Origin of the sequence: Jeongeupia chitinilytica (assembly GCF_014652315.1) — a bacterium.
GTDB classification, from domain to species: domain Bacteria; phylum Pseudomonadota; class Gammaproteobacteria; order Burkholderiales; family Chitinibacteraceae; genus Jeongeupia; species Jeongeupia chitinilytica.
Genome location: NZ_BMYO01000006.1, coordinates 1 through 20164, shown reverse-complemented (window position 1 = coordinate 20164; position 20164 = coordinate 1). Strand labels below are relative to the sequence as shown.

The 20164-nt window shown below is 66.5% G+C and carries 16 protein-coding genes; all 16 read right to left on the bottom strand.

All coding sequences use genetic code 11. From position 1 onward, the window contains the following. Positions 1-9: 9 nt before the first annotated feature. Positions 10-936: a sulfate adenylyltransferase subunit CysD gene (gene cysD, locus IE097_RS11495; RefSeq protein WP_189460886.1), complete on the bottom strand. Its 927-nt coding sequence runs from the start codon at positions 934-936 to the stop codon at positions 10-12. Between the two features lie 189 nt (positions 937-1125). Next, positions 1126-1497 carry a ribosome silencing factor gene (gene rsfS / locus IE097_RS11490; protein ID WP_189460885.1) on the bottom strand — a complete coding sequence of 124 codons (372 nt, stop codon included), beginning with the start codon at positions 1495-1497 and terminating at the stop codon, positions 1126-1128. A gap of 7 nt (positions 1498-1504) precedes the next feature. Then, positions 1505-2140 carry a nicotinate-nucleotide adenylyltransferase gene (gene nadD, locus IE097_RS11485; RefSeq protein WP_189460883.1) on the bottom strand — a complete coding sequence of 212 codons (636 nt, stop codon included), beginning with the start codon at positions 2138-2140 and terminating at the stop codon, positions 1505-1507. Between the two features lie 54 nt (positions 2141-2194). Next, on the bottom strand, positions 2195-3451 hold the full coding sequence (locus tag IE097_RS11480) for a glutamate-5-semialdehyde dehydrogenase (RefSeq protein WP_189460881.1): 1257 nt from the start codon (positions 3449-3451) through the stop codon (positions 2195-2197). A gap of 82 nt (positions 3452-3533) precedes the next feature. Then, positions 3534-4307, bottom strand: a complete 774-nt coding sequence (locus IE097_RS11475; RefSeq protein WP_189460879.1) for a trypsin-like serine peptidase — start codon at positions 4305-4307, stop codon at positions 3534-3536. A 69-nt stretch (positions 4308-4376) separates the two neighbouring features. Beyond that, positions 4377-4901 (bottom strand): hypothetical protein, encoded by a 525-nt coding sequence (locus IE097_RS11470; protein ID WP_189460877.1) that lies wholly within the window; start codon positions 4899-4901, stop codon positions 4377-4379. Between the two features lie 131 nt (positions 4902-5032). Further along, entirely contained in the window at positions 5033-6334 is a 1302-nt protein-coding gene (locus IE097_RS11465) for an ATP-binding protein (protein ID WP_189460875.1), read from the bottom strand. 237 nt (positions 6335-6571) lie between these two features. Further along, positions 6572-7294 (bottom strand): two-component system response regulator RstA, encoded by a 723-nt coding sequence (rstA, locus tag IE097_RS11460; protein WP_189460872.1) that lies wholly within the window; start codon positions 7292-7294, stop codon positions 6572-6574. 52 nt (positions 7295-7346) lie between these two features. After that, positions 7347-8717, bottom strand: a complete 1371-nt coding sequence (gene pelG, locus IE097_RS11455; RefSeq protein WP_189460870.1) for an exopolysaccharide Pel transporter PelG — start codon at positions 8715-8717, stop codon at positions 7347-7349. Continuing rightward, positions 8717-10237 carry a GT4 family glycosyltransferase PelF gene (gene pelF / locus IE097_RS11450; protein WP_189460868.1) on the bottom strand — a complete coding sequence of 507 codons (1521 nt, stop codon included), beginning with the start codon at positions 10235-10237 and terminating at the stop codon, positions 8717-8719. The genes pelG and pelF overlap by 1 nt, the downstream gene beginning before the upstream one ends. Beyond that, positions 10234-11211, bottom strand: a complete 978-nt coding sequence (locus IE097_RS11445) for a lipopolysaccharide N-acetylglucosaminyl transferase (protein WP_189460866.1) — start codon at positions 11209-11211, stop codon at positions 10234-10236. The genes pelF and IE097_RS11445 overlap by 4 nt, the downstream gene beginning before the upstream one ends. Continuing rightward, complete coding sequence (locus tag IE097_RS11440; RefSeq protein ID WP_189460864.1) at positions 11208-12548, bottom strand: PelD GGDEF domain-containing protein; 1341 nt, start codon at positions 12546-12548, stop codon at positions 11208-11210. The genes IE097_RS11445 and IE097_RS11440 overlap by 4 nt, the downstream gene beginning before the upstream one ends. Further along, complete coding sequence (locus IE097_RS11435; protein WP_189460862.1) at positions 12532-13095, bottom strand: DUF4136 domain-containing protein; 564 nt, start codon at positions 13093-13095, stop codon at positions 12532-12534. The genes IE097_RS11440 and IE097_RS11435 overlap by 17 nt, the downstream gene beginning before the upstream one ends. Positions 13096-13138: 43 nt before the next feature. After that, positions 13139-16795 carry a tetratricopeptide repeat protein gene (locus tag IE097_RS11430; protein WP_189460860.1) on the bottom strand — a complete coding sequence of 1219 codons (3657 nt, stop codon included), beginning with the start codon at positions 16793-16795 and terminating at the stop codon, positions 13139-13141. Next, positions 16764-19508, bottom strand: a complete 2745-nt coding sequence (locus IE097_RS11425) for a bifunctional glycoside hydrolase/polysaccharide deacetylase family protein (protein WP_189460858.1) — start codon at positions 19506-19508, stop codon at positions 16764-16766. The genes IE097_RS11430 and IE097_RS11425 overlap by 32 nt, the downstream gene beginning before the upstream one ends. A 151-nt stretch (positions 19509-19659) precedes the next feature. Then, positions 19660-20164, bottom strand: a 505-nt coding sequence (locus IE097_RS11420) for a pyruvate kinase alpha/beta domain-containing protein (RefSeq protein ID WP_308429715.1), incomplete at its 5' end; no start/stop codon positions are given.

Here is a 20164-nt window from a genome sequence, read left to right as displayed (position 1 = left end):
CGGCTCCGCTCAGAAATAGCCTTCCATTTTCTTCTTTTCCATCGACCCGGCACTGTCGTGGTCGATGGCGCGGCCCTGGCGCTCGGACGTGGTGGTCAGCAGCATTTCCTGGATGATTTCCGGCAGGGTCTGTGCCTTCGAGACCACGGCGCCGGTCAGCGGGTAACAGCCCAGCGTGCGGAAGCGCACCCATTCCTTGCGGATCGTTGCCTTCTGTTCCGGCGTCAGGTACTGCAGGATGCGTTCGTCGTCGATCATCACCAGCGTGCCGTTGTAGTCGACGACTTCGCGTTCGGCCGAGTAGTACAGCGGGACGATCTCGATGTTCTCGAGGTAGATGTATTGCCAGATGTCGAGTTCGGTCCAGTTCGAGATCGGGAACACGCGGATCGATTCGCCCTTGTCGATCCGCGAGTTGTAGATGTTCCACAGTTCGGGACGCTGGTTCTTCGGATCCCAGCGGTGGTTCTTGTCGCGGAAGCTGTAGACGCGCTCTTTGGCGCGGCTTTTTTCCTCGTCGCGACGCGCGCCACCGAAGGCGGCATCGAAGCCGTACTTGTTCAGTGCCTGCTTCAGACCCTCGGTCTTCATCACGTCGGTGTGCTTGGCACTGCCGGCAGTGAACGGGTTGATGCCCGCCTTCACGCCTTCCTCGTTCACGTGGGTAATCAGGTTCCAGCCCTCGGCCTTCTGCTTGTCGCGCAGCGCGTACATGTCGCGGAATTTCCAGGTCGTGTCGACGTGCATCAGCGGGAAGGGCGGCTTGCCCGGCGCGAACGCCTTCTTGGCGAGATGCAGCATCACCGCGCTGTCCTTGCCGATCGAGTACAGCATCACCGGGTTGTCGAACTCGGCCGCGACTTCGCGGATGATGTGGATCGACTCGGCTTCGAGTTGCTTGAGGTGAGTCAGCCTCGCTTCACTTACAAGGTTCATGGTGCTCCACGGCGGGCCCGCAACGGGCCGGGACAATACGGAATAAGGCCGAATCTACCGTAATAAAACCAGCGCAGAAAGATTGCCTGGTTATAAGGATATGGGAAGCGTTCGCCATCCCCTTGCGCCGACAGCGGGCAGCAAAAAGCCCGGCTGAGCCGGGCTTTTCGGGGGCGACACTGCACGGAATCAGACCGCACTCCAGTTCTTGCCGAGCGGGTTGAAGGTCGGCTTCTGGCCGCCCCACAGCTGTTCCAGATCGTAGTAGTCGCGCACTGCCGGCAGCATCACGTGCACGACCAGCTCGCCGGCGTCGACCAGTACCCAGTCGCCGCTCTCTTCACCTTCGGTACCGACGATGTCGTAGCCCTTGGCCTTGAGTTCTTCGCGCACGTTGTTGGCCAGCGCGCGCACCTGACGGTTCGAGTCGCCCGAGCAGACGACCATGCAGTCGAACAGTTCAGTCAGTTCGGTGGTATCGAGGGCGAGGATGTCCTTGCCCTTGATGTCTTCGAGCGCCGCAACGGCCACGTCGCGCATCGCTTGGGTGAGTTCGTTCATGTTGTTCCTAGGGTGTAGTCCGGTAGAGGCCGCTGGCGGCGAGTTCGTCGGCGATCGGTGTCAGTGCGGACACATCGTCGCCGCGCGCGAGTCTTTCGCGCAGCTCGGTCGACGAGATCGTCGTCAGCGGGCTCGGTAATCGGCTGATTTTACCGCGAGCCAGCGATTCGGGTGTGGCAGTTACCAGCCGTTTGGCATATTCACGGCCGATTTCGCCGGATAACCGGTCAAATTCGAAGCCCGGTCGGGCCGCGACGACCAGATGGCCGAGTTCGAGCAGCTCGCGCCAGCGGTGCCAGCGCGGCAGATTGGCGAGCGAGTCGGCGCCGATCAGCCAGACCAGCAGCGTGTCGGGCTGCTCGGCCTGCAGCCCGGTCAGCGTGTCGAACGTATAGCTGTAGCCGTCGCGCTGCACCTCGCGATCGTCGGCGACCAGACCGGGTTCGCCGGCAATCGCCAGCCGGACCCAGTCCAGCCGCTGTTGCGGCGAGACGCGCAGTTCGGCACGGTGCGGCGGCAACCCGGTCGGGATCAGCCTGACCTCGGGGAGCGCAAAGGTGTCGCGCAGGCAGCGTGCGAATGCAAGGTGACCGTTGTGGACCGGATCGAAACTGCCGCCGTAGATGCCGAGCGTGTTCATCATGTCTTTCAATGCAAACGGCCCGCTGCAAGGCGGGCCGCTGCGTTGCCGGCGGGCTCAGACGCGGATTTCGCCGTCGCCGAACACGATCCACTTCTCGCTGGTCAGGCCTTCGAGGCCGACCGGGCCGCGGGCGTGGATCTTGTCGGTCGAGATGCCGATTTCGGCGCCGAGTCCGTATTCGAAGCCGTCTGCAAAGCGCGTCGACGCATTGATCATCACCGAAGCCGAGTCGACTTCACGCAGGAAGCGTCGCGACTTGGTGTAGTTCTCGGTAACGATCGCATCGGTGTGGTGCGAGCCGTAGGTGTTGATATGGTCGATCGCTTCGTCCAGATCGGCCACGACCTTGATCGACAGGATCGGTGCAAGGTATTCGGTGCGCCAGTCTTCCTCGGTGGCGGCAATCGCGTCCGGCAGGATGTCGCGCGTGGCAGGGCAGCCGCGCAGCTCGACGCCCTTGGCGCGGTAGATTTCGGCCAGCGGCGGCAGGATCAGCTCGGCGACGGTGGCGTTGACCAGCAGCGTTTCCATCGTATTGCAGGGTGCGTAGCGGTGGGTCTTGGCGTTGTCGGCGATACGGATGGCCTTTTCCGGATCGGCTTCGTCGTCGATGTAGACGTGGCAGATGCCGTCGAGGTGCTTGATCACCGGGACGCGGGCATCGGCGGCGATCCGCGCGATCAGGCTCTTGCCGCCACGCGGCACGATCACGTCGACGAACTCGGTCATCGTGATCAGTTCGCCCACGGCGGAGCGGTCCGGCGTTTCGACGATCTGCACCGCCGCGGCCGGCAGGCCGGCCACTTCCAGGCCTTCCTTGACGAGCTTGGCGATCGCCTGGTTGCAGTGGAACGCTTCGCGGCCGCCACGCAGGATCGTCGCATTGCCGGACTTGATGCACAGGCCGGCAGCGTCGGCGGTGACGTTCGGACGGGCCTCGTAGATGATGCCGATGACGCCGAGCGGCACGCGCATCTTGCCGACCTGGATGCCGCTCGGCCGGTACTTGAAGTCGCCCATATTGCCGATCGGATCGGGCAGGGCGGCGATCTGGCGCAGGCCTTCGGCCATGGTCGCGATGGTCTTGTCGGTCAGCTGCAGCCGGTCGAGCAAGGCGGCATCCAGGCCGTCGGCGCGTGCCTGATCCATGTCCTGCGCATTCGCGGCCAGCAGCGCGCCGGCATCGCGGACGATGGCATCGGCGATCGCGTTCAGTGCGGCGTTCTTGGCACCGGTACTGGCCTTGGCCATGGCCCGGCTGGCGGCGCGGGCATCGCGGCCCACGCCCTGCATGTATTGCTTGATATCCATCGCGACAGACTCCGATCAGCAAGGCGGCGGTACGGCGCCGCGCGCCTTGAACACTGTTTCAACCGATTGTACCGAAAACGCCTTAAGGCCGTTCCGGCAGTTGCAGGACCGTGACCGCGACGTTGTCGGCCTTCTTGCGGTTGAACCAGTCCGGGGCCGAACTCTGCACCGCGATCAGTTGCGGTCCGTCATCGGTGTTGATGAACAGGGGCGAGCCCGAGTCGCCCGACAGCGTGTCGCAGCGATGGTACAGCGTGTTGTTGCTGCGGAATTTGCTGATCAGGCAGCCCTGATGCGCGGTCAGGATGTCGTCGTGGTCTTCGGCAAATCCGGCTTGCGTGGCGCGATAACCGGCGTCCTTGAGCGCGGCGGTCAGCGCCTGCCGGTCGCCCTTGAACAGCGGAATCGGTGCGGGCGCGGCACCGTCGGCACGCTCGAGCCTGATCCAGGCGATGTCGTAGCGTGCGGCCGACGGTTCGATGTAGACGTCGTCGCCCTTGTACACGAGGCCGGCGCGGAATTTGGGATGGAAGATCTGGTCGACGACGCGATAGCGGGCCTGATACTTGCCCTTGTGGAACCCGGCCTTGAACCACTGGCCGGGATCGATCTTGCCCTTGTCCATCAGGAAGCAGTGTGCGGCGGTCACGGCGAGGTCCGGCGCGACCAGCGTCGCGGTACAGGTGCTGGCGGCGCGCGTTTCCAGTTGGCCGATGGCCGCATACGGTGCCGGATAAGGTGCGGTGATGGCGACCCGGTCGTCGCGACCGAAGAATAGCGCCTTGCGCTCGCTGGCCGGGTCGGCGTGAGCGGTCAGGCTGAGTGCGAGCAGGAACAGGGAAATGAGGTAATGCAAGATCGGCGATCCTGAAATGCAAAAACGGGGACAGTGTCCCCGTTTTTTCGTGCTTGAGCGAGCCAGTGATTACTTGGCAGCAGCAGCCGAAGCAGCCGAAGCGGCCTTCTTGGCTTGAGCCTTTTGTGCAGCCGAAGCGGTCGAAGCGGCCTTCTTGGCTTGAGCCTTTTGTGCAGCCGAAGCGGTCGAAGCAGCCTTCTTGGCTTGAGCCTTTTGTGCAGCCGAAGCGGTCGAAGCAGCCTTCTTGGCTTGAGCCTTTTGTGCAGCCGAAGCGGTCGAAGCAGCCTTCTTGGCTTGAGCCTTTTGTGCAGCCGAAGCGGTCGAAGCAGCCTTCTTGGCTTGAGCCTTTTGTGCAGCCGAAGCGGTCGAAGCAGCCTTCTTCGATTGAGCCTTTTGTGCGGCCGAAGCGGTCGAAGCAGCCTTCTTGGCTTGAGCCTTTTGTGCAGCCGAAGCAGCCGACGCGCCCTTCTTGTGTGCGTGCTTTTCAACCTTCACAGCCTTGACGCTGGAAGCCGGCGAAGCTTCAGCGGCGATGCCAGCAGCAGCAGCGGTAGCGAACACACCAGCGACGAGAACGGCGAGCAGTTTTTTCATGATGTCTGTTTCCAAGTAAGAAGAACACGTCTTGTGTTGGAAGCGATTATCAAAAAACTGGCTTACAGGGTCGATGCGCGCTTGGTAGCGACGTGTAACGCCGTGTACGCAGCACGCATGCCGATGCGGGATCAGAGCTTGGCCGCGTCGCGCAGGGTGGTGGGCCAGGAGAGCACGAGGCGGGCGCCGCCGAGCGGTGAGTCGTCGATCCGCAGGTCGCCGCCGTGGCCGCGCATGATCATCGCGACAATGGCCAGGCCGAGGCCGAAGCCGCCGCTGTCGCGATTGCGGCTGCCTTCGAGCCGCTCGAACGCCTTGACCAGCCGGGCCCGCGCTTCCTCGGGAATCCCGGGGCCGTCGTCGTCGACGATCAACTGTGCCTGACCATCGGCCCACGCCAGCGTCACCTCGACGCGGCCGCCGCCGTAACGGCGTGCGTTGCTGACGAGATTGCCGAGGGCGCGCGACAGGTAATAGCTGTCGGCGGCGAGCCACGGGGCCTTGACCGGTGTGGCATTGGTCAGCGGGATGGCGTTGCCGGCCACGCTGAGTTCGTCGAGCTGGCGCGACAGCCACGGCAGGATTTCCAGCGGCAGCAGCTCCATCGTCAGCTTGCGGGCTTCCAGGCTGCGCAAGGTCAGCCATTCCTCGATCAGCGCGTCGATGCTGTCGAGATCCCGCTCCATGCCGGCGGCGACATCGGGCGTTGCGGCGCCGGCCTTCAGCGCCTCGAGCCGGTAGCGCAATCGCGCCAGCGGCGTGCGCAAATCGTGGGAAATGGCGTCGATCATCGCCTGCCGGCTGGCGGACAGCTCTTCGACGTCGTGCGCCATCCGGTTGAACGTCGCGCCGAGCGGCGCCAGTGGCGAAGCTTCGTCGAGCGAGACGCGGACGCTGAAATCGCCGGTACCGACCTTGCGACTCTGGCGGATCATCGCCAGCAGGTCACGCCAGAACGGCCGCAGCCACAGCCACGTCGGCAGTCCGAGTGCCAGACACATCAGCGCCAGTGCGACGATATCGGGCCAGGAAATGTTGTCGAGCCGCTCGAGGTAGGACACCGGACCGAGCACGACCATCAGGTCGGTCTTGGGTATCCGGTGCAGGTAGAGTCCGGCGTCGGCGACGAGGATGATGTCGCCGGAGGCGAGCGCGACGCGGTTGTCGGCGCTGAGCACATAGGCGTCGAGCGCCTCGACCTGCACCGGCACCGGCAGCTTGCCGCGCAGGCGGCTGATTTCGTCGTGCCACAACGACTGCGGCAGGTCGCCGAGCTCCTCCTCGATGATCGTGATCGTCGACTGGAAGATGTCGGTCAGATAGCGCTCGTTGGTGCGCTCGATCATGTGCTTGTAGAACGAGCCGACCAGCAGTGCGGCACCGAGGAAGCAGATGACGACGGTCAGGTAGAACCGCAGGAAGAGCTTGCGCATCGGATTCCTAAAACGGGAGGCCTGCTGCACAGGGAGCGGTCAGCCTCTGCTGCCTTGGCCGGGCCAGCCGGCCGTGCGATGAAGCGCCGGAGCGGGCTGGGACGCGGGACCGTGCCGGGCACCGCGAACCGGTCGCTGGCGCGAAGGCTGCACCGCAGCAACCGGCATGGGCTGCATGCCCATGAGGATTGCGAGGAGCCCCCGGCAAAGCCCGGTGCCGGCGCAGCAAGCCGACCATTACTCCTGCCACCAGATGTCGGTGGCGAAGAGATAGCCCTTGTGGCGGATCGTCTTGATCTTGCGCGGCTCGTGCGGATCGTCGTCGAGCTTCTTGCGCAGCCGCGAGATCGCCACGTCGATGCTGCGGTCGAGGCCGTCGTAGTCGATGCCACGCAGCTTTTTCAGCAGGTGGTCGCGCGACAGGATGTCGCCGGCGTGGCTGGCGAGTTCCCATAAGAGGTCGAAGTCGCCGGTCGACAGTCCCAGCGGTTCGCCCTGGTAGTTGGCCGTGCGGTTGCGCAGGTCGACGGTGAGTTTGCCGAAATTCAGCGTGCTGCGCTCGCCGGCGGCGGCAGGCGCAGCGGTGAGCGGCGCGGCCGGCGTGCTGCGCAGGTGGGCGCGGATGCGCGCCAGCAGCACGGCGGGCGGGGTGGTCTTGACGACGTAGTCCGAGGCACCGATCTCGAAGCCGAGGATCTGGTTCATGTCGCTGTTGAGCGAAGTCAGGATCACCACCGGACCGGTGTAGAACTCGCGCAGCTCGCGACAGATCGTCAGGCCGTCCTTGCCCGGCAGCATCACGTCGAGCAGCACCAGCGCCGGCGGATTGGCGCGGACGCGCTCGACGACGCCGTTGCCGTCGGCAACGTGGTCGACGTCGAACTCGAACGAGCGCAGGAAGCCGCCGATCAGGCCGGCGAGTTCGAGATCGTCTTCGACGAACAGGATGGTTTGGCTCATGCGGAATCCTTGCTGCCGGCCTTGCGGGCGGCGGGAATGCGGTGAACCGAGTTTACCGCAGCATGAAGGTTTCGTACTCGAGCCGGTCGAGCTTGCGGTTGAGCAGAAGCAGACCCGTGGTGACCGTCAGCAGCAGGGCCAGCGCAAAACCGTAGCCGTACCAGCTGGAGCCGAGGCGGATCGACAGCCAGCTGAGCAGGCCGTTGGCAACGACGAACAATGCGGTCAGCCCGAGCACGATGCGGCGCGAATCGAGGTAGAAGAACACGTTCAGCACCGCCAGCAGCGCAACCTGCAAGCCGGCGGCAAACACGTCGACATAAAGCAGCGGCAGGTAGAGCGGCGACAGGCCGAGCCAGGCGAAGATCTCGCCGGCGAGCATGTAGGTTACCAGCATCGCCAGCCCCTGGATCTTGGCGATTTCGGCCAGCCCCTGGCGGATCGAAAACACCATTTCGTTGCGGTAGGTTTCCAGCTGCTCGAGCGAGCCGCCTTCGCGCACGGCGTCGAAAAAGCGGTTGTAGTAATCGACGAAGTCCGTCTCGATCCGCACGAGGAAGACCGCCATGCCCGGAATGATCGACAGGTAGGCGATGAAGATCGGAAAGTCGTAGATCGGCGATGCGCGCAGCGGGCCGATGACCGCCTGGCTGGTGCTCGGGTCGAGCCAGAAGATGAACTTGTCGATCCAGATGCCGAGGTTGTAGAACAGCCCGGTGAGGACCAGCGCCGGATACATCCGGCCGCGGCGGAGAAACTGCAGCGAGATCAGCCGCTCGGACGGGTAGTGCTGCCAGACGAGGAACCACAGGCCGCCAGCCAGCAGTGCGTGGCCGGCGACGAAGCCGGCGAGCAGGCCTTCGAGCCCCCAGGGGCGCAACCACAGCGCGATGACCACGGTCGTGCCGTAACCCAGTGCGAACAGCAGCACGATGGCCAGATAGCGCTTCATTCCCGACAGGAAGACCGCGGCGATCCAGATCAGGCACAGCAGGACGAAGCCGTTGAACATCAGCACCCGGTAGCCGACCGGTTCGCCGGCGAAGGCTGTGAAGCACAGCACCAGCGCGAGCAGGCCCGAAACGGCCAGCGTGACGAACTGTGCGCCGACGAAGTTCGGCAGCACGTGATGATCGAGTTTCTGGTACAGCCGGTCGGCAATGTAGCGGGTGAACGCCAGCTGCAGCGGCCCGGTCATGATCAGGCTGCTGGCCAGCAGCCATGTCACCGACACCTGGAACTGCTCGATCGCGACCTTGGGAACGACCACCGTCAAGCTCAGGAGGCCGATCAGCTGCACGCCGATGATCGACAGGATCCACGGCCCGGCGCTGATCAGCCCGGCGTAGGCGTAGGCCTGCAGCTGGCCGAGGTAACTGTCGCGACGCAGGAGTTTGCGCAGTTCGAAGCCGATCCCGGCCATCAGGCGGTCTCCCCGGTCAGGGCGGGTGCATACAGTTCGCGGTAGCTGTCGAACATGCGCGTCTGGGTGTAATAGCGCTCGACCCGGGCGATACCGGCGGCCTGGGCCGGATACCAGTGTGCCGGCTCGAGCAGTTCGACCGCGGCATCGGCGAGCGCCCGCGGGTCGGCCACGCCGACGATCCGCCCCGACGCGCCGAGTGCCTCGTCGTCCTGCCCCTGACCGTAGACCAGCTGGTGACAGGACCCGACGTCGGTCGCCACGGCCGGTACGCCGGCGGCATAGCCTTCGAGCAGCACCAGCGGCAGGGCTTCGGAAATCGAACTCAGCACGACGACGCCGATCTTCGGTAGCAAGGCGTCGATGCGCTGGAAGCCGAGGAAGCGCACCTTGTCGGTCAGGCCGAGGCTGACGACGAGTTCGCGGCATTCGTTGGCGTAGTCGGGCGATTCGTCCTCGGGCCCGGCGATCCAGGCCTCGGCATCGGGCCGGCGGTTGACGACGGTACGCATCGCGCGGATGAAGGTCTTGATGTCCTTGATCGGCACGACCCGGCCGATCAGGCACAGCACCGGCGGGATGCCGTCCCCGCGCTGCGCGCGCAGCGGCGCCAGCCGCGCGAGATCGATGCCGTTGGACACGGCGCGCGTCCGCGCAGCGTCGGCGCCGTCGCGGATCTGCCGCTGCCGGTTGGCCTCGTACAGCGCAACGATGTCGTCGGCGGCGTGGTAGCACTGCCGGCCGAGCTGTTCGAAGAAGCGGATCCACAGTTCGCGGAAGTAGCCGATGCGGCTGGCCTCGCGTTCGAACACGTTCCGGTTGTCGCGGATCCAGTCGCTCTGATACAGGTCGATCTTGCGTTCCTTGGTATAGATGCCGTGCTCGGACAGCAGCAGGTGTGCGCCGGTCCGCTGCTTGAGCAGCGCGCCGAGAAAACCCGCGTAACCGGTCGAGACGGTGTGGTAGAGCCGCGCCGGCGGCAGGTTCGCGGCGAGTTCGGCCAGCAGCCAGACCGGTGCATGCATCGCCCGCACCGTCCAGAAATAGTCGACGAAGGACGGGTCGGTCGAATGCTGGCGGTACTGCTCGCAGATGAAGTTCCACGCGACTTCGCTGAAGAGGAAATCGCGGCGACCCATGACCCCGTTGAACAGGCGTTCGAGCATGCGCTCGACCGCCTCGGGTGAGGTATCGAGGTCGTTCGGCGTGCGGAAATGCGCGTGGGCCTTGGCGATGGCCGCGAATTCGGCCTCGTCGCCGTGACGCGCCCGCGGCGTGTCCTTGTGCTGGATGTCGTGCAGGTAATGGCAGCTGAGCCAGGCGACGTTGTCGGGCAGCGTGTACTTCATGTCGCCGTAGTCGTCGCGGCGGCTGCCGAGAAAGACGATGCCGAACGACAGCTGCGGAAAGCCGCGGATGATCTGGTTGACCCAGCTCGAGACGCCGCCGCTGACGTACGGGAACGTGCCTTCGAGCAGCAGGCAGACGTCGACAGGCAGCTTGGGCAGGCCGCCGCTCATCGCGGGCTCCAGTAGCGGACCACCGGCTGCAGCGTGTCGTTGACGTGCAGTGGGTTCAGGCTGGGGAAGAGTGCGCGCATGGCGGCGAAGTCGCGGCGGGCGAAGGCGAGTTCGGCCAGGTAGGGGATCAGTTTCACGTGGGGATAGCCGAGAATGCTGGCGGTTTCAAAAGCTTCGCGCGCTTCGGCGAGCTGCCGGTTGCCGAGCGCGAACTTGCCGCGCAGCATCCACAGGTCGGGTTCGCGCGGCTGGATTTCCTGGGCCTCGGCGAGATAGCGCTCGACCTCGCCCAGCGCGAAGGCGCGCACGTCGCCCTGCGCCAGATCGTGGTAGATCAGTTCCCAGTAGAGGAAGGCCAGCGTGCGTGCCGCACTGAGCTCGCCGTTGCGATAGCGCTCGAGCGCCGCGTTGATCTGGCTGTCGAGGCGTTTTTCCTCGTGCTCGAGCATGCCGTAGGCAAGCAGGCGCAGGTCTTCTTCGGGGTCGTCGAGCAAGTCGCGCAGCAGTTCGCTGGCGTGGCGGGTCGGCATCGATTTCAGCGTCAGCAAGGCCGACAGTCGCGCTTCCGGATGCGTGGCCGGATCGGCCAGCCGCATCCGCACGCCGCCCATGCCGTAGCTGATGGTGCTGCGGTTGCGTGTGGTGAAGACCGGTGCCGGCAGGACGCGGAACGGGGGCTCGGCCTGCGGTCGCCGGCTGCGCACGCCCAGCCAGGCCGCCAGGCTGAAGCACGGTACGCCCAGCCCGGGCAGGAAGGCGGCTGCGGTGAGCAGCAGCGCCAGCGTCAGCCGGCGTGGCCGGCGCTGCAGTGCTGGGATCAGCCACCAGGCCAGCAGGATTTCGGCGGCGGCGATGCCGGCGTGCATCAGCAGGGTGAGCCCGGTGAAGCCGGCGCCATGGATGCTGCCGATCAGCAGCCACAGGTTGAGGACCGGCAGCAGCAACCACAGCAGCAGGCAGGCGATGCGCTTCACGCCGCGACCCTCGGTGCCGGATCAAGGCTGCGGTTTTCCCGCAGCAGGCCCTGCAGCTGGATCCACGCGTCCGGCTTGGCGAGCGAGACGCTGTGGTGGCTGATGCCGGCCTGTGCCGGCGTTTTGCCGAACCGTTCCTGAACGAGGTTTTCGATGCGCGCGAGGTAGCCGTCGACGACCTTGACCGTCGACAGCGGCATCAGCGTGATCAGCGCGCGGGTCGGATGGTCCTCGATGGCCCAGACCTGATCGAGACCGCGCTGGCTGCGCAGCACGGCGTTGAAGATGTCGTGCTGCTGGGCATTGTTGCGGAAGAACTGGATGACGATGGTGCTGGTCAGGCTGCTTTCGCGCTGGACGCGCTGCAGGTTGAACACCTCGTAGGCGAAACTGGCCGGACAGTCGGGCAGGGCCTCGAGCAGCGGGGCGGCGAGTTCATGGACCGACACCTGTTCGGCATAGTAGGCCGACAGCACCGAGATCATCTGCAGCGTGTCGTCGTTGAGCGCGAAGAACGGCATGCGCTTGATCGCCAGCACGCCGATCTGCGCACCGATGCTGTTGCGCAGCGGTACGGCGACCAGCAGGCCGGTTTCGGCATGCTGCAGCGCGTCGGTCTGCACGTGGCACAGCGTGCGGTGGCTGACGGCGTAGCGCAGCAGCGCGTCGTCGCGATCGTAGTCGGCGTCGTTGCCGATCAGTGCGACCGGGTCTTCGACCAGCTCGCCGTTGCGCCATTCGAACAGCGCCGCGGCTTCGAGCTGGCAGAACTGCGCCATGAAGTCGAGGAAGGACTGGCCGACCGGCAGGCTGCCCTGGCCGGTGTGTTCGTCGAGCAGTCCGCGCAGCCGGGCCAGCGCGTCGCGCAGCGTGACCGGACGGCTGATCAGGTTCTGCTCGAGCCGTTCATGCGACAGCCGCAACAGATGGTGCTGGCGGGCCAGCCGGTCCAGCCGCTCGTCGATGTAGCGGTTGAGCTCCTCGACCCGGCGCACGCGGGTCCGCCAGATGCCGCTGTACTCGCCGGCGATCATCGTCATGATCAGGCCGCCGATGAAATAGGCCGGCGGGACCGGCTGACCGCGGAGCAGCAGCAGCCAGCCCAGCAGCAGCACGCCGGCGGCTGCCAGTCCGGGCAGCATGCCGTAGCGCAGGGCGACCAGCAGCGGAACCAGCCACTGCCACGGAAACGGCGCGCCGACGCCGAACGGATCGGCCGGCGATAGCCAGAATCCGGTGGCCAGCCCGAGTGCCGGCATGCCCAGTGCTTCGGCCCAGTGCCACCCGGGCCGACGGGCCTGGGCGAGATGGGCCTGCCAGTTAGCGAGTTTCAGCACCCGTGTTCTCCGACAGCGGCAGACCGTTGACGATGTCGCGCATCAGCTTCTGCGCGACCGCGGCGAGGCTTTCGCGCGAGAACCCGCTCTTGCCGCCGACGCCGCTCCAGACGACCTGGCCGGTCTGCAGGTCCCAGACCGTCAGGCTCAGTCCGACCGCAGGCTCGCCGTCGATGCCGACCTTGTAGCGCCATTCGTCGACGCTGCCGCCGATCGCATAGCGCAGCCCTTCGGCCTTGGCCCAGTTGCGCGCGGCGTCGAGCGTGGCGCGCTCGTCTGGCGCCAGCATCGTTTCCTTCGACAGGCTGGTCGGATACGGGCGCAGATCGGCGATGCCGCGCTGGTGCAGCAAGGGCTGCAGGATGGATTCGGCACGCAGACCGGCCAGCGGCGTTTCCGTGTGGTTGATGACGGGCAACAGTGCCCACTGGGCCTTGGCCGGCAACGGCGCGCTCTTCGACACGTCGACGACGGCGCACGCCGACAGCGCGAGCAGCAGGCACAACGCGGCCAGTCGGCCGAACAGCGGGGTGATGGGTTTTTGCATGATGATCCTCGTCATTGTTTGTTTCGTCGTGCTGCGTCGGGGTTCAGAACAGCCATTGGTAATACATGCCCAGGTCGAGACTGGCGTCGCCGCGGTCGGTGTTGCTGCGCTGTACGTACAGCGTCATCCGGTCGCCGCCGAACAGGCTGCCGCCAACCCCGAACAGCCCGCCGTACTCGACGCCGCTCAGGGTCTGGTAGCCGACGGTCACCAGTCCGTAGGGATTCCAGCTGCGGCGCGGCAGGGTCGCGGTGTCGATGTCGTAACCGAGCCCGAAGGTGGTGCGCTGGAAGTGTTCGGGGAGGAGCGCGGCGGCATTGACCGTCTGGCCGGGGGCGAAGCCGTCCGGTGTCGGCAGGGTCACGTCGCGGGCGCTGGTCCACATGGTCTGCGACATCAGTTCGGCCGAAAGCAGTCCGGCAAAGCGCCAGCTCAGGCTGGCCAGCAGCTCCTGCTTGTCGCCCAGCACGGTTCCGTCCTGCAGCGCGTAACGGGCGAGGTTGGCGCGCAGCTGTGCCGACAGGTTGCTGCGCAGCCGGTAGCTGGCGCCGAACGACAGCCGGTCCTGCCGGCCGAACAGTGTCAGACCGACGGTGTCGTCGGTCGGCTCGTGCAGCGCGGCCTCGATCAGCCAGTCGATGCCGCCGACCCGGTCGGCCCAGTGCAGCATCGCGCCGGTGTTGTCGTCCCAGGCGCGGCGCTGCAGCAGCGAAACCGACCAGCGCGCGTCGTCGGCATTGTCCTCGGCGCCGACCCCGGACAGGGTCAGCACCAGCAGGCCGTTGTGCTGGCGGTAGCCGGTCGGCGAGTAGGTGTACGGCGTATCGGCCAGCTGCATCGTCAGCCGCAGCGTCGGCGTCAGCGCGATGCGGGCGCCGACCACGGTGCGGGTGCCTTTGAGCGTGTCCTGCAGCAGCCGGTCGACCTGGATGGTGACCCGGTTCGGCCGGTCCATGATCAGCTCGGTTTCGAGCGCCAGCTGCAGGCCATCGTTGTCGGGGGCGCCGTCGGCAGCGGCGTGGGCGAGCGAGGTCGCCAGCGGCTTCTGTCCGGCCGCCTTGGCCAGCAGTGTGGCGTCGGCCGGCTGGGTCGCAACGCCGTCGCGTTCCAGCGCCTGCGCGATCGCGGCCTCGTCACCGCGAACCACGGCGCTGATCCGGCTCAGGTAGTGCGGATCGTCGAGCTTGTTGGCGTAGCGACGCCAGTACCAGTAGCGGGCACCGGTGTCGTCGTCGCGCCCGCTGAGCCAGGTGTAGACGAGTTCATCGACGGCGCTGTTGCTGCTGCTGCCGGGTGCTTGTGCCGACAGCGCGGCAAACAGCTTGCGTTCGGCGACGTCGAGCCGTTCGAACATCAGCGACAGCCGCAGCTGTGCCTGCAGTGCTTCGATGTTGCCGTCGGTCTGCTTCGGCCGGTTCTGCCACGCGTGCCGGCGGATCCGCCATGCCTGATCGGCGTTGCCGGCCTGTTCGGTCAGGTCGGCATAGTTCAGCAACCAGACATAGTCGGTACTGCGCTGCGGCAGCAGCCGGCGCTGCCAGACCAGCGCCTTCCGGATCTGGCCGAGCGATTGCCAGCCGGCCGCGACCGCTTCGGCCAGCACCGGATCGTCGTCGGCCGGTTTTTCCAGTTGCGGCAGCAGGCCGGACAGCGTCTGGGCGTCGGCCTGCTGGATCAGCAACCAGACGAGGCCGACGCGCGCCGCGGCAAGTTCGGGGTCCAGCGCCAGCGCTGCAGCGTAGTCGGCGCGTGCGCCGGCAAGCTGGTGGTCGAGCTGCCGGTAGCGGGCGCGCAGCATCAGGAATTCGCTGTTCTGCGCCAGCATCGTGCGCTGCGCCGGCGTCAGTGCATCGAGCCGCAGCCGGATCGCGTTGCCGTCGTTGCGGTCGAGGTCGATTGCCAGCACCTGGTTCAGGTAGCGCGGATCGTTGAAGCGGCGCCATGCGGCCTCGGCCACCGCCCGGCGCGCGGTGGTGTCGGCTTCGGGCAGCAACGCAATCAGCCGGCCGGCATCGACGGCCTGCCACTGCGTCGTGTCCGGCAGGCGCTGGTAAGCGTCACGCGCAACATCGTCGTGCCGCAGTTGCCACGCCAGATCGCCGAGCAGGCGCCAGAACGCGCCGTCGCTGTCGGGGGCAACGCTGCGGGCGTCGGCCAGAGCGCGGTAGGCGCCGTCAAGGTCGCCACGGCTGTAGCGCAGTGCGGCCAGCGCACGGGCCCAGTCGACGCGCTGGCCGAAACGGGCCAGCAGGGTCTGGTAGTTGCCGATCGCGCCGGCGTCGTCACCGCTGCGCTGGCGCAGCAGCGCCGCGCGTTCGAGCAGACCCGGGTCGGGACGGGCGTGGAACTGGGCTTCGAGGAATCGGATGCCGGCTTCGGGGCGGCCCAGCCGTTCGTACAGCGACGTCAGTTGGTCGAGCTCGGTGGCGCTCGGCGTGCGGCGACGCGCCTCGCGTTCCTTTGCCAGCAGCAGCGCCTCGTCGTCGAGCAGGCCCGGCGCCAGTCTCAGGATGGCCTGCCAGGCCTCGGTCGCGTCACTGTGCTGCGCCAGCTTGCGCCAGGCAGTCAGTGCCTCTTGCGGGTGGCCCGACCATTCGGCGGCCTGCGCGTAGCGCCGGAGCCAGTCGTCGTCGTCGGGCACGGCCTTGAGCGCGGCGGCCGCCACAGCAAGGGCGTCGTCGAGCTTGCGGTTGCCGACGAAGACGTCATACGCGAGCCGGAACGATTCGTCGTCGAAGCGGGCGTTCGGTGTCGCGGCGGCCCGCAGCGGTGCGGCATCGCGCCACGCGGGACGCGCGTCGAAGCCGGTCAGGGCAATGCCGGCCTGACCGTCGAGCCAGGCCATGCGCACCAGCCGGCGCGCATAGCGTTCGGCGGCGTGGCCGTTGCCGGCGGCCCGGGCGAGCCGGGTCAGCGTCAGCAGCACCTCGCGATCGTCGAGCAGCGCGGTACCGTGGGCATCGGCGGCGGCCAAGGCTTCGTCGAGCAGATTGCCCGATTGCAGCGTCGCGACGCCGGCGAGGAAGAAGCGTTTGCGGTTGTCCGGCGAACGGCTGGCGGCCTGGGCGGCGAAGTAGTGCGTTGCTGCCGTGCGGTACTGGCTGCGGGCCAGCGCGGCATCGGCGGCGGCGGACAACCAGCGCGGCGCCTGACCCGGCTGCTGTATCGCAAGCTGCAGGTAGAGCGCAGGCAGGCGCTCCGGCGCGTACTGCCGGAGCTGCGCGAGCAGCCAGTCGATGTCGCTCGCCTGTGCCGTGGCGGCAAAGCGTTCGAGCCGTTCGCGCAGCGCGGCAAGGTTGGCATCGCGGGCCGGGCCGGGGGGCAGTGCGGCGGCACGGGCTTCGGCGATCTCGATGCGCTTGCGCCGGCTTTCGCGCTGCAGTTCGGCGTTGCCGCCATTGTCCCAAGTGGCCAGCAACGCTTCGGCGTCGCTGTAGCGCTGTTGCTGCAGATAGCCGCCCAGCAGCGCCCGGCGGACGCGGTCGTCTTCCGGGTGGGTCTGCAGCAGTGCGCGCAGATAGTCGACCGACACGGCATCGCTGCCGTGCTGCTCGGCCAGCCGGCCCAGGGTGGAGTCGTTGGTATGCAGCAGGTACAGCCCGCCGGCCGTGGCGCCGATCAGGACGACGACGGCCCAGGGCGCGACCAGGCGCGCGCGCGCCGGTGGCTCAACTGCAGCGGATGTCGATCTGGGCGGCATGGCGGTTCAAGGCATAGCGTTGCAGAGCGGCTTCCTTGCGGGGCGTCAGCACCGCATTGTCGGCACGGACGCTGCAGCGGGTGGCGTTGGCGAGGGCGAATGTCAGCGGCCGGGTCGAGTCGAGCGCGAAGCTGAGCCGGCCCGGCGCAGTCTGCCATTTCGACAGTACGCCGCTGGCATCGGCGAGATACGGCGTGGTGGGCGTCGCGGTTTGCAGGGCCAGGTAGGCGTCGCCGTCGGCGAGGTGGACGTACCGCTCGGTGCCGTGTTCGCTGAAACCGGCGACGTTGCGGCTGGCGGCAAGGTCCGGATAGCCGAGCGTGGCCGGAATGCGCACCGTGCGTAGCGCACCGGCATGGATCGCGAAGCCGTCGCCGTCACGGGCGATGGCCGTGCTGAAGAAGGACCGGGCACGCTCGATGTACTGCGAGGCGAACAGCGTCGTCGTCGGCTGTTTCAGGGTCCAGCCGATGACCTGATGCACGGCGTCGAGCGATGCGCGTTTGGATGCCGCGTAGAAGTGCAGATAGACGTTGATCGGCTTGTAGCGGCGCGCACCGTCGGTCAGTTCGAAAGTTTCGATCGCCTGCCGGTAACCGTAGAACGGGCCGGTCCAGTTGTTGGTGTAGACGTTCTCGTTCTGGTTCGGCGCAAAGATCTGCAGCTCGCCGCCATAGGGCAGGCCGATCGGGGCGACCGCGGTCAACGACGGCAGGCGGCGGGTGATCACCGTATCGCCGCCGTTCATGTTCAGTACGCCGGCCTTGCGCGTCAGTGCCACGGCGTCGGGCGCCGGTTCGCAATCGCCGGTCCACAGGAAAACCCTGGTCTGCTTGCCCGGTGGTGCGAGGCGACGATTGATGTAGTCGATCGAACCGAAGACTTCGCGCTTCAGGTCGATGGTATAGCCGGGGATTTCGAGGTGATAGTCGTCGGCGTTGTCGGTGTTGACCTTGCCCCACTGGAACGGATGCGAGTACGAGTGACTGGCGATCTCGACGTTCGGCAGCGCGAAGATCTCGCGGGCGATTGCTTCGGCGGCCGGTGCGTCCTTCGGGTACAGCCCGGTCGGCGCCACTTCGCCTTCGATGACCGAGACCGTCGCCGGCAGGCCGTATTTTTTCAGCACTTCGTTGAGCATCACCGTGCCGGACATCGGCCGCCCCGGCAGCTCGGCGCGCGATACAAAGCCGTCGCCGTCGAGATGCATCAGGAAGATGCGCCGGCCGTTTTCGGTGGTCACATCGGGCACCGGCGCGACCGGCAGCTGCAGTGCGCGCTGCAGAAAGGCAACCGGATCGATCTGCCAGCGGTTGCTCTGGTCGGGCATTTCGGTGCGCAGGTAGGGATCGAGTGCGTATCCCCCCCAAGGCATGATTGCCGCTGCATCGAAGCGGCGTCCGCTGGCGTCGGTCAGGCTCAGCAGCGGCTCGCCCGCCTGTGTACTCAGGCCGCGGAAGCCGTCTCGCTGCGGGCGGATGGCCGTTTCGAAACCGTAGAGCGGCGATTGCACGCTGATCTGCTGCGCGCCGCCTTCGGCCTTGCCGTCGTCGCTCAGATTCAGTCGGCGTGCCCAGTCACCGCCGACGTTGACTCCGAGCCCGGCAAAACTCGCCCACGGCACGCCGTCGTCGATGGCGCCGGCAAGCCAGGCTTGCGTCTGCGGCGGCAGGCTGACCCCGTCGAGCCAGCTGACGATGCCGGCATAACGCCCGGCCAGCGAGCCGGCGGGCAGCGGACCGCGGACATCGACAAATTCCGGCGTCAGGCCAAGGTAGTTCAGCGGCGTCATCAGCATCAGCAGATAGGACTGCATCGGCGTCGGTGCGCGCTGCGCGTCGTAAAGCAGCACGACCTTGCGCGGCAGCACTTCGCGCAGGCCGACGCCCAGTGTCTTCAAATACGGGTCGGCCACCCACGGAATGAATCCGTCACGGCGGATGCGGTCGGCGACGCGCCTTGCCTGCGTGCGCTTGCCGGGTGCGACGTAGTCGATCGCGATCACCGGCAGCTTGTAATCGTCGACGATGGGCCTGAGCTGTTGCCGCAGCCATTTCCGGTCGGCCTCACTGACGTCGGTGTAGCGTTTGTGGCCTTCGTCCCAGCCCTGGTAGAGCGATTCGAAGGCCACCGCAGCGAGCGCCTCATGGACCGCCGGCATGACTTCGAAGCCGCGGTTGGCGATCAGCTGCAGGTCCGGATAGCGCGCCTTGATCGCCTTGATCGTGCGGGTCAGGCCGTCGGTTTGCGCCTGCTGGCTGGCGGGCGACTTGGCAAACAGTTGCCACGAATCGAGCGTATCGAGGAAGAGGCCGCGATAACCCTTGTTCCAGAGCGGCGTGACCATCCGCTCGACGACGAAGGCCGGCCAGTCGGGCTGGCTCTGGTCGATCACCAGGCCACCCCAGGCCTTGTTCTTGCCGAGCACCCACGATGGCGGCACGGCCTTGGCATAGGGCAGGTCGGAGGTAATCTCGCCGAGGCTCAGGTAGGCGAACCAGCGGGTTGCACCGGTCTGCGGTGCGGCTGGCAGATTGCCGGGTTCGACAACGGCCCAGTCGAAGGTCGACAGTGCGTCGACCGGCGGCGTCTCACCGTAGAAGAACGCGACGCTCGGCTGCGCTGCGGCGGCAGTGGACAGCCAGACGCCCAACAGCAGCGTGAGCAGCCAGCGGGCAATACAGGCGGGGCGGATGAGCGGAATGCGCGGCATGGGCACCGTGATCGCGGGTTAATTGTAAGTATTCCACCAGTTTATGACGTCCGGTGGTGGGTGTCTGTACCCAGTTCTCACAATAAACCTAGGCGGTGCCGGCCAATAAATACAAGCGTGGACAGCAAACGCCGTCCACGCCCGTAATGTGCTATTTGCCGCTCACTTCGATGATGCGCAGGCTGTCGGCACCGTTGATGCCGCCACGTTGCGAGCCGAAGGTCAGTGCAACCCGGTCGCCGGCGCTGACCAGGCCGTCCTTGAGCAAGGCCAGCTGCGCATATTCCAGTTGCGCTTCGCGGTCCTGACCGACCGCGGCCGGCAGCAGCATCGGCTGGACGTGGCGGAACAGCGCCAGCTTGCGGTAGGTCTCCAGCTCCAGTGTGCAGGCGTAAACCGGGGCATGGCTGATGTAGCGCGACAGCCACAAGGCCGACGTGCCCGAGTGCGTCAGCGCGACGATGGCCTTGAGCGACAGGTGGCGGCTGGCATACAGCGCGGCCATGGCCACGGTCTGGTCGACGCGGTCGAACTGGACCGAGCCGCGCACTTCGCTGTCGACACGGCATTCGCCCGAGCGTTCTGCCTCGATGCAGGTGCGCACCAGCGCCTCGACCGCTTCGACCGGGTACTTGCCGGCCGCCGATTCCGCCGAC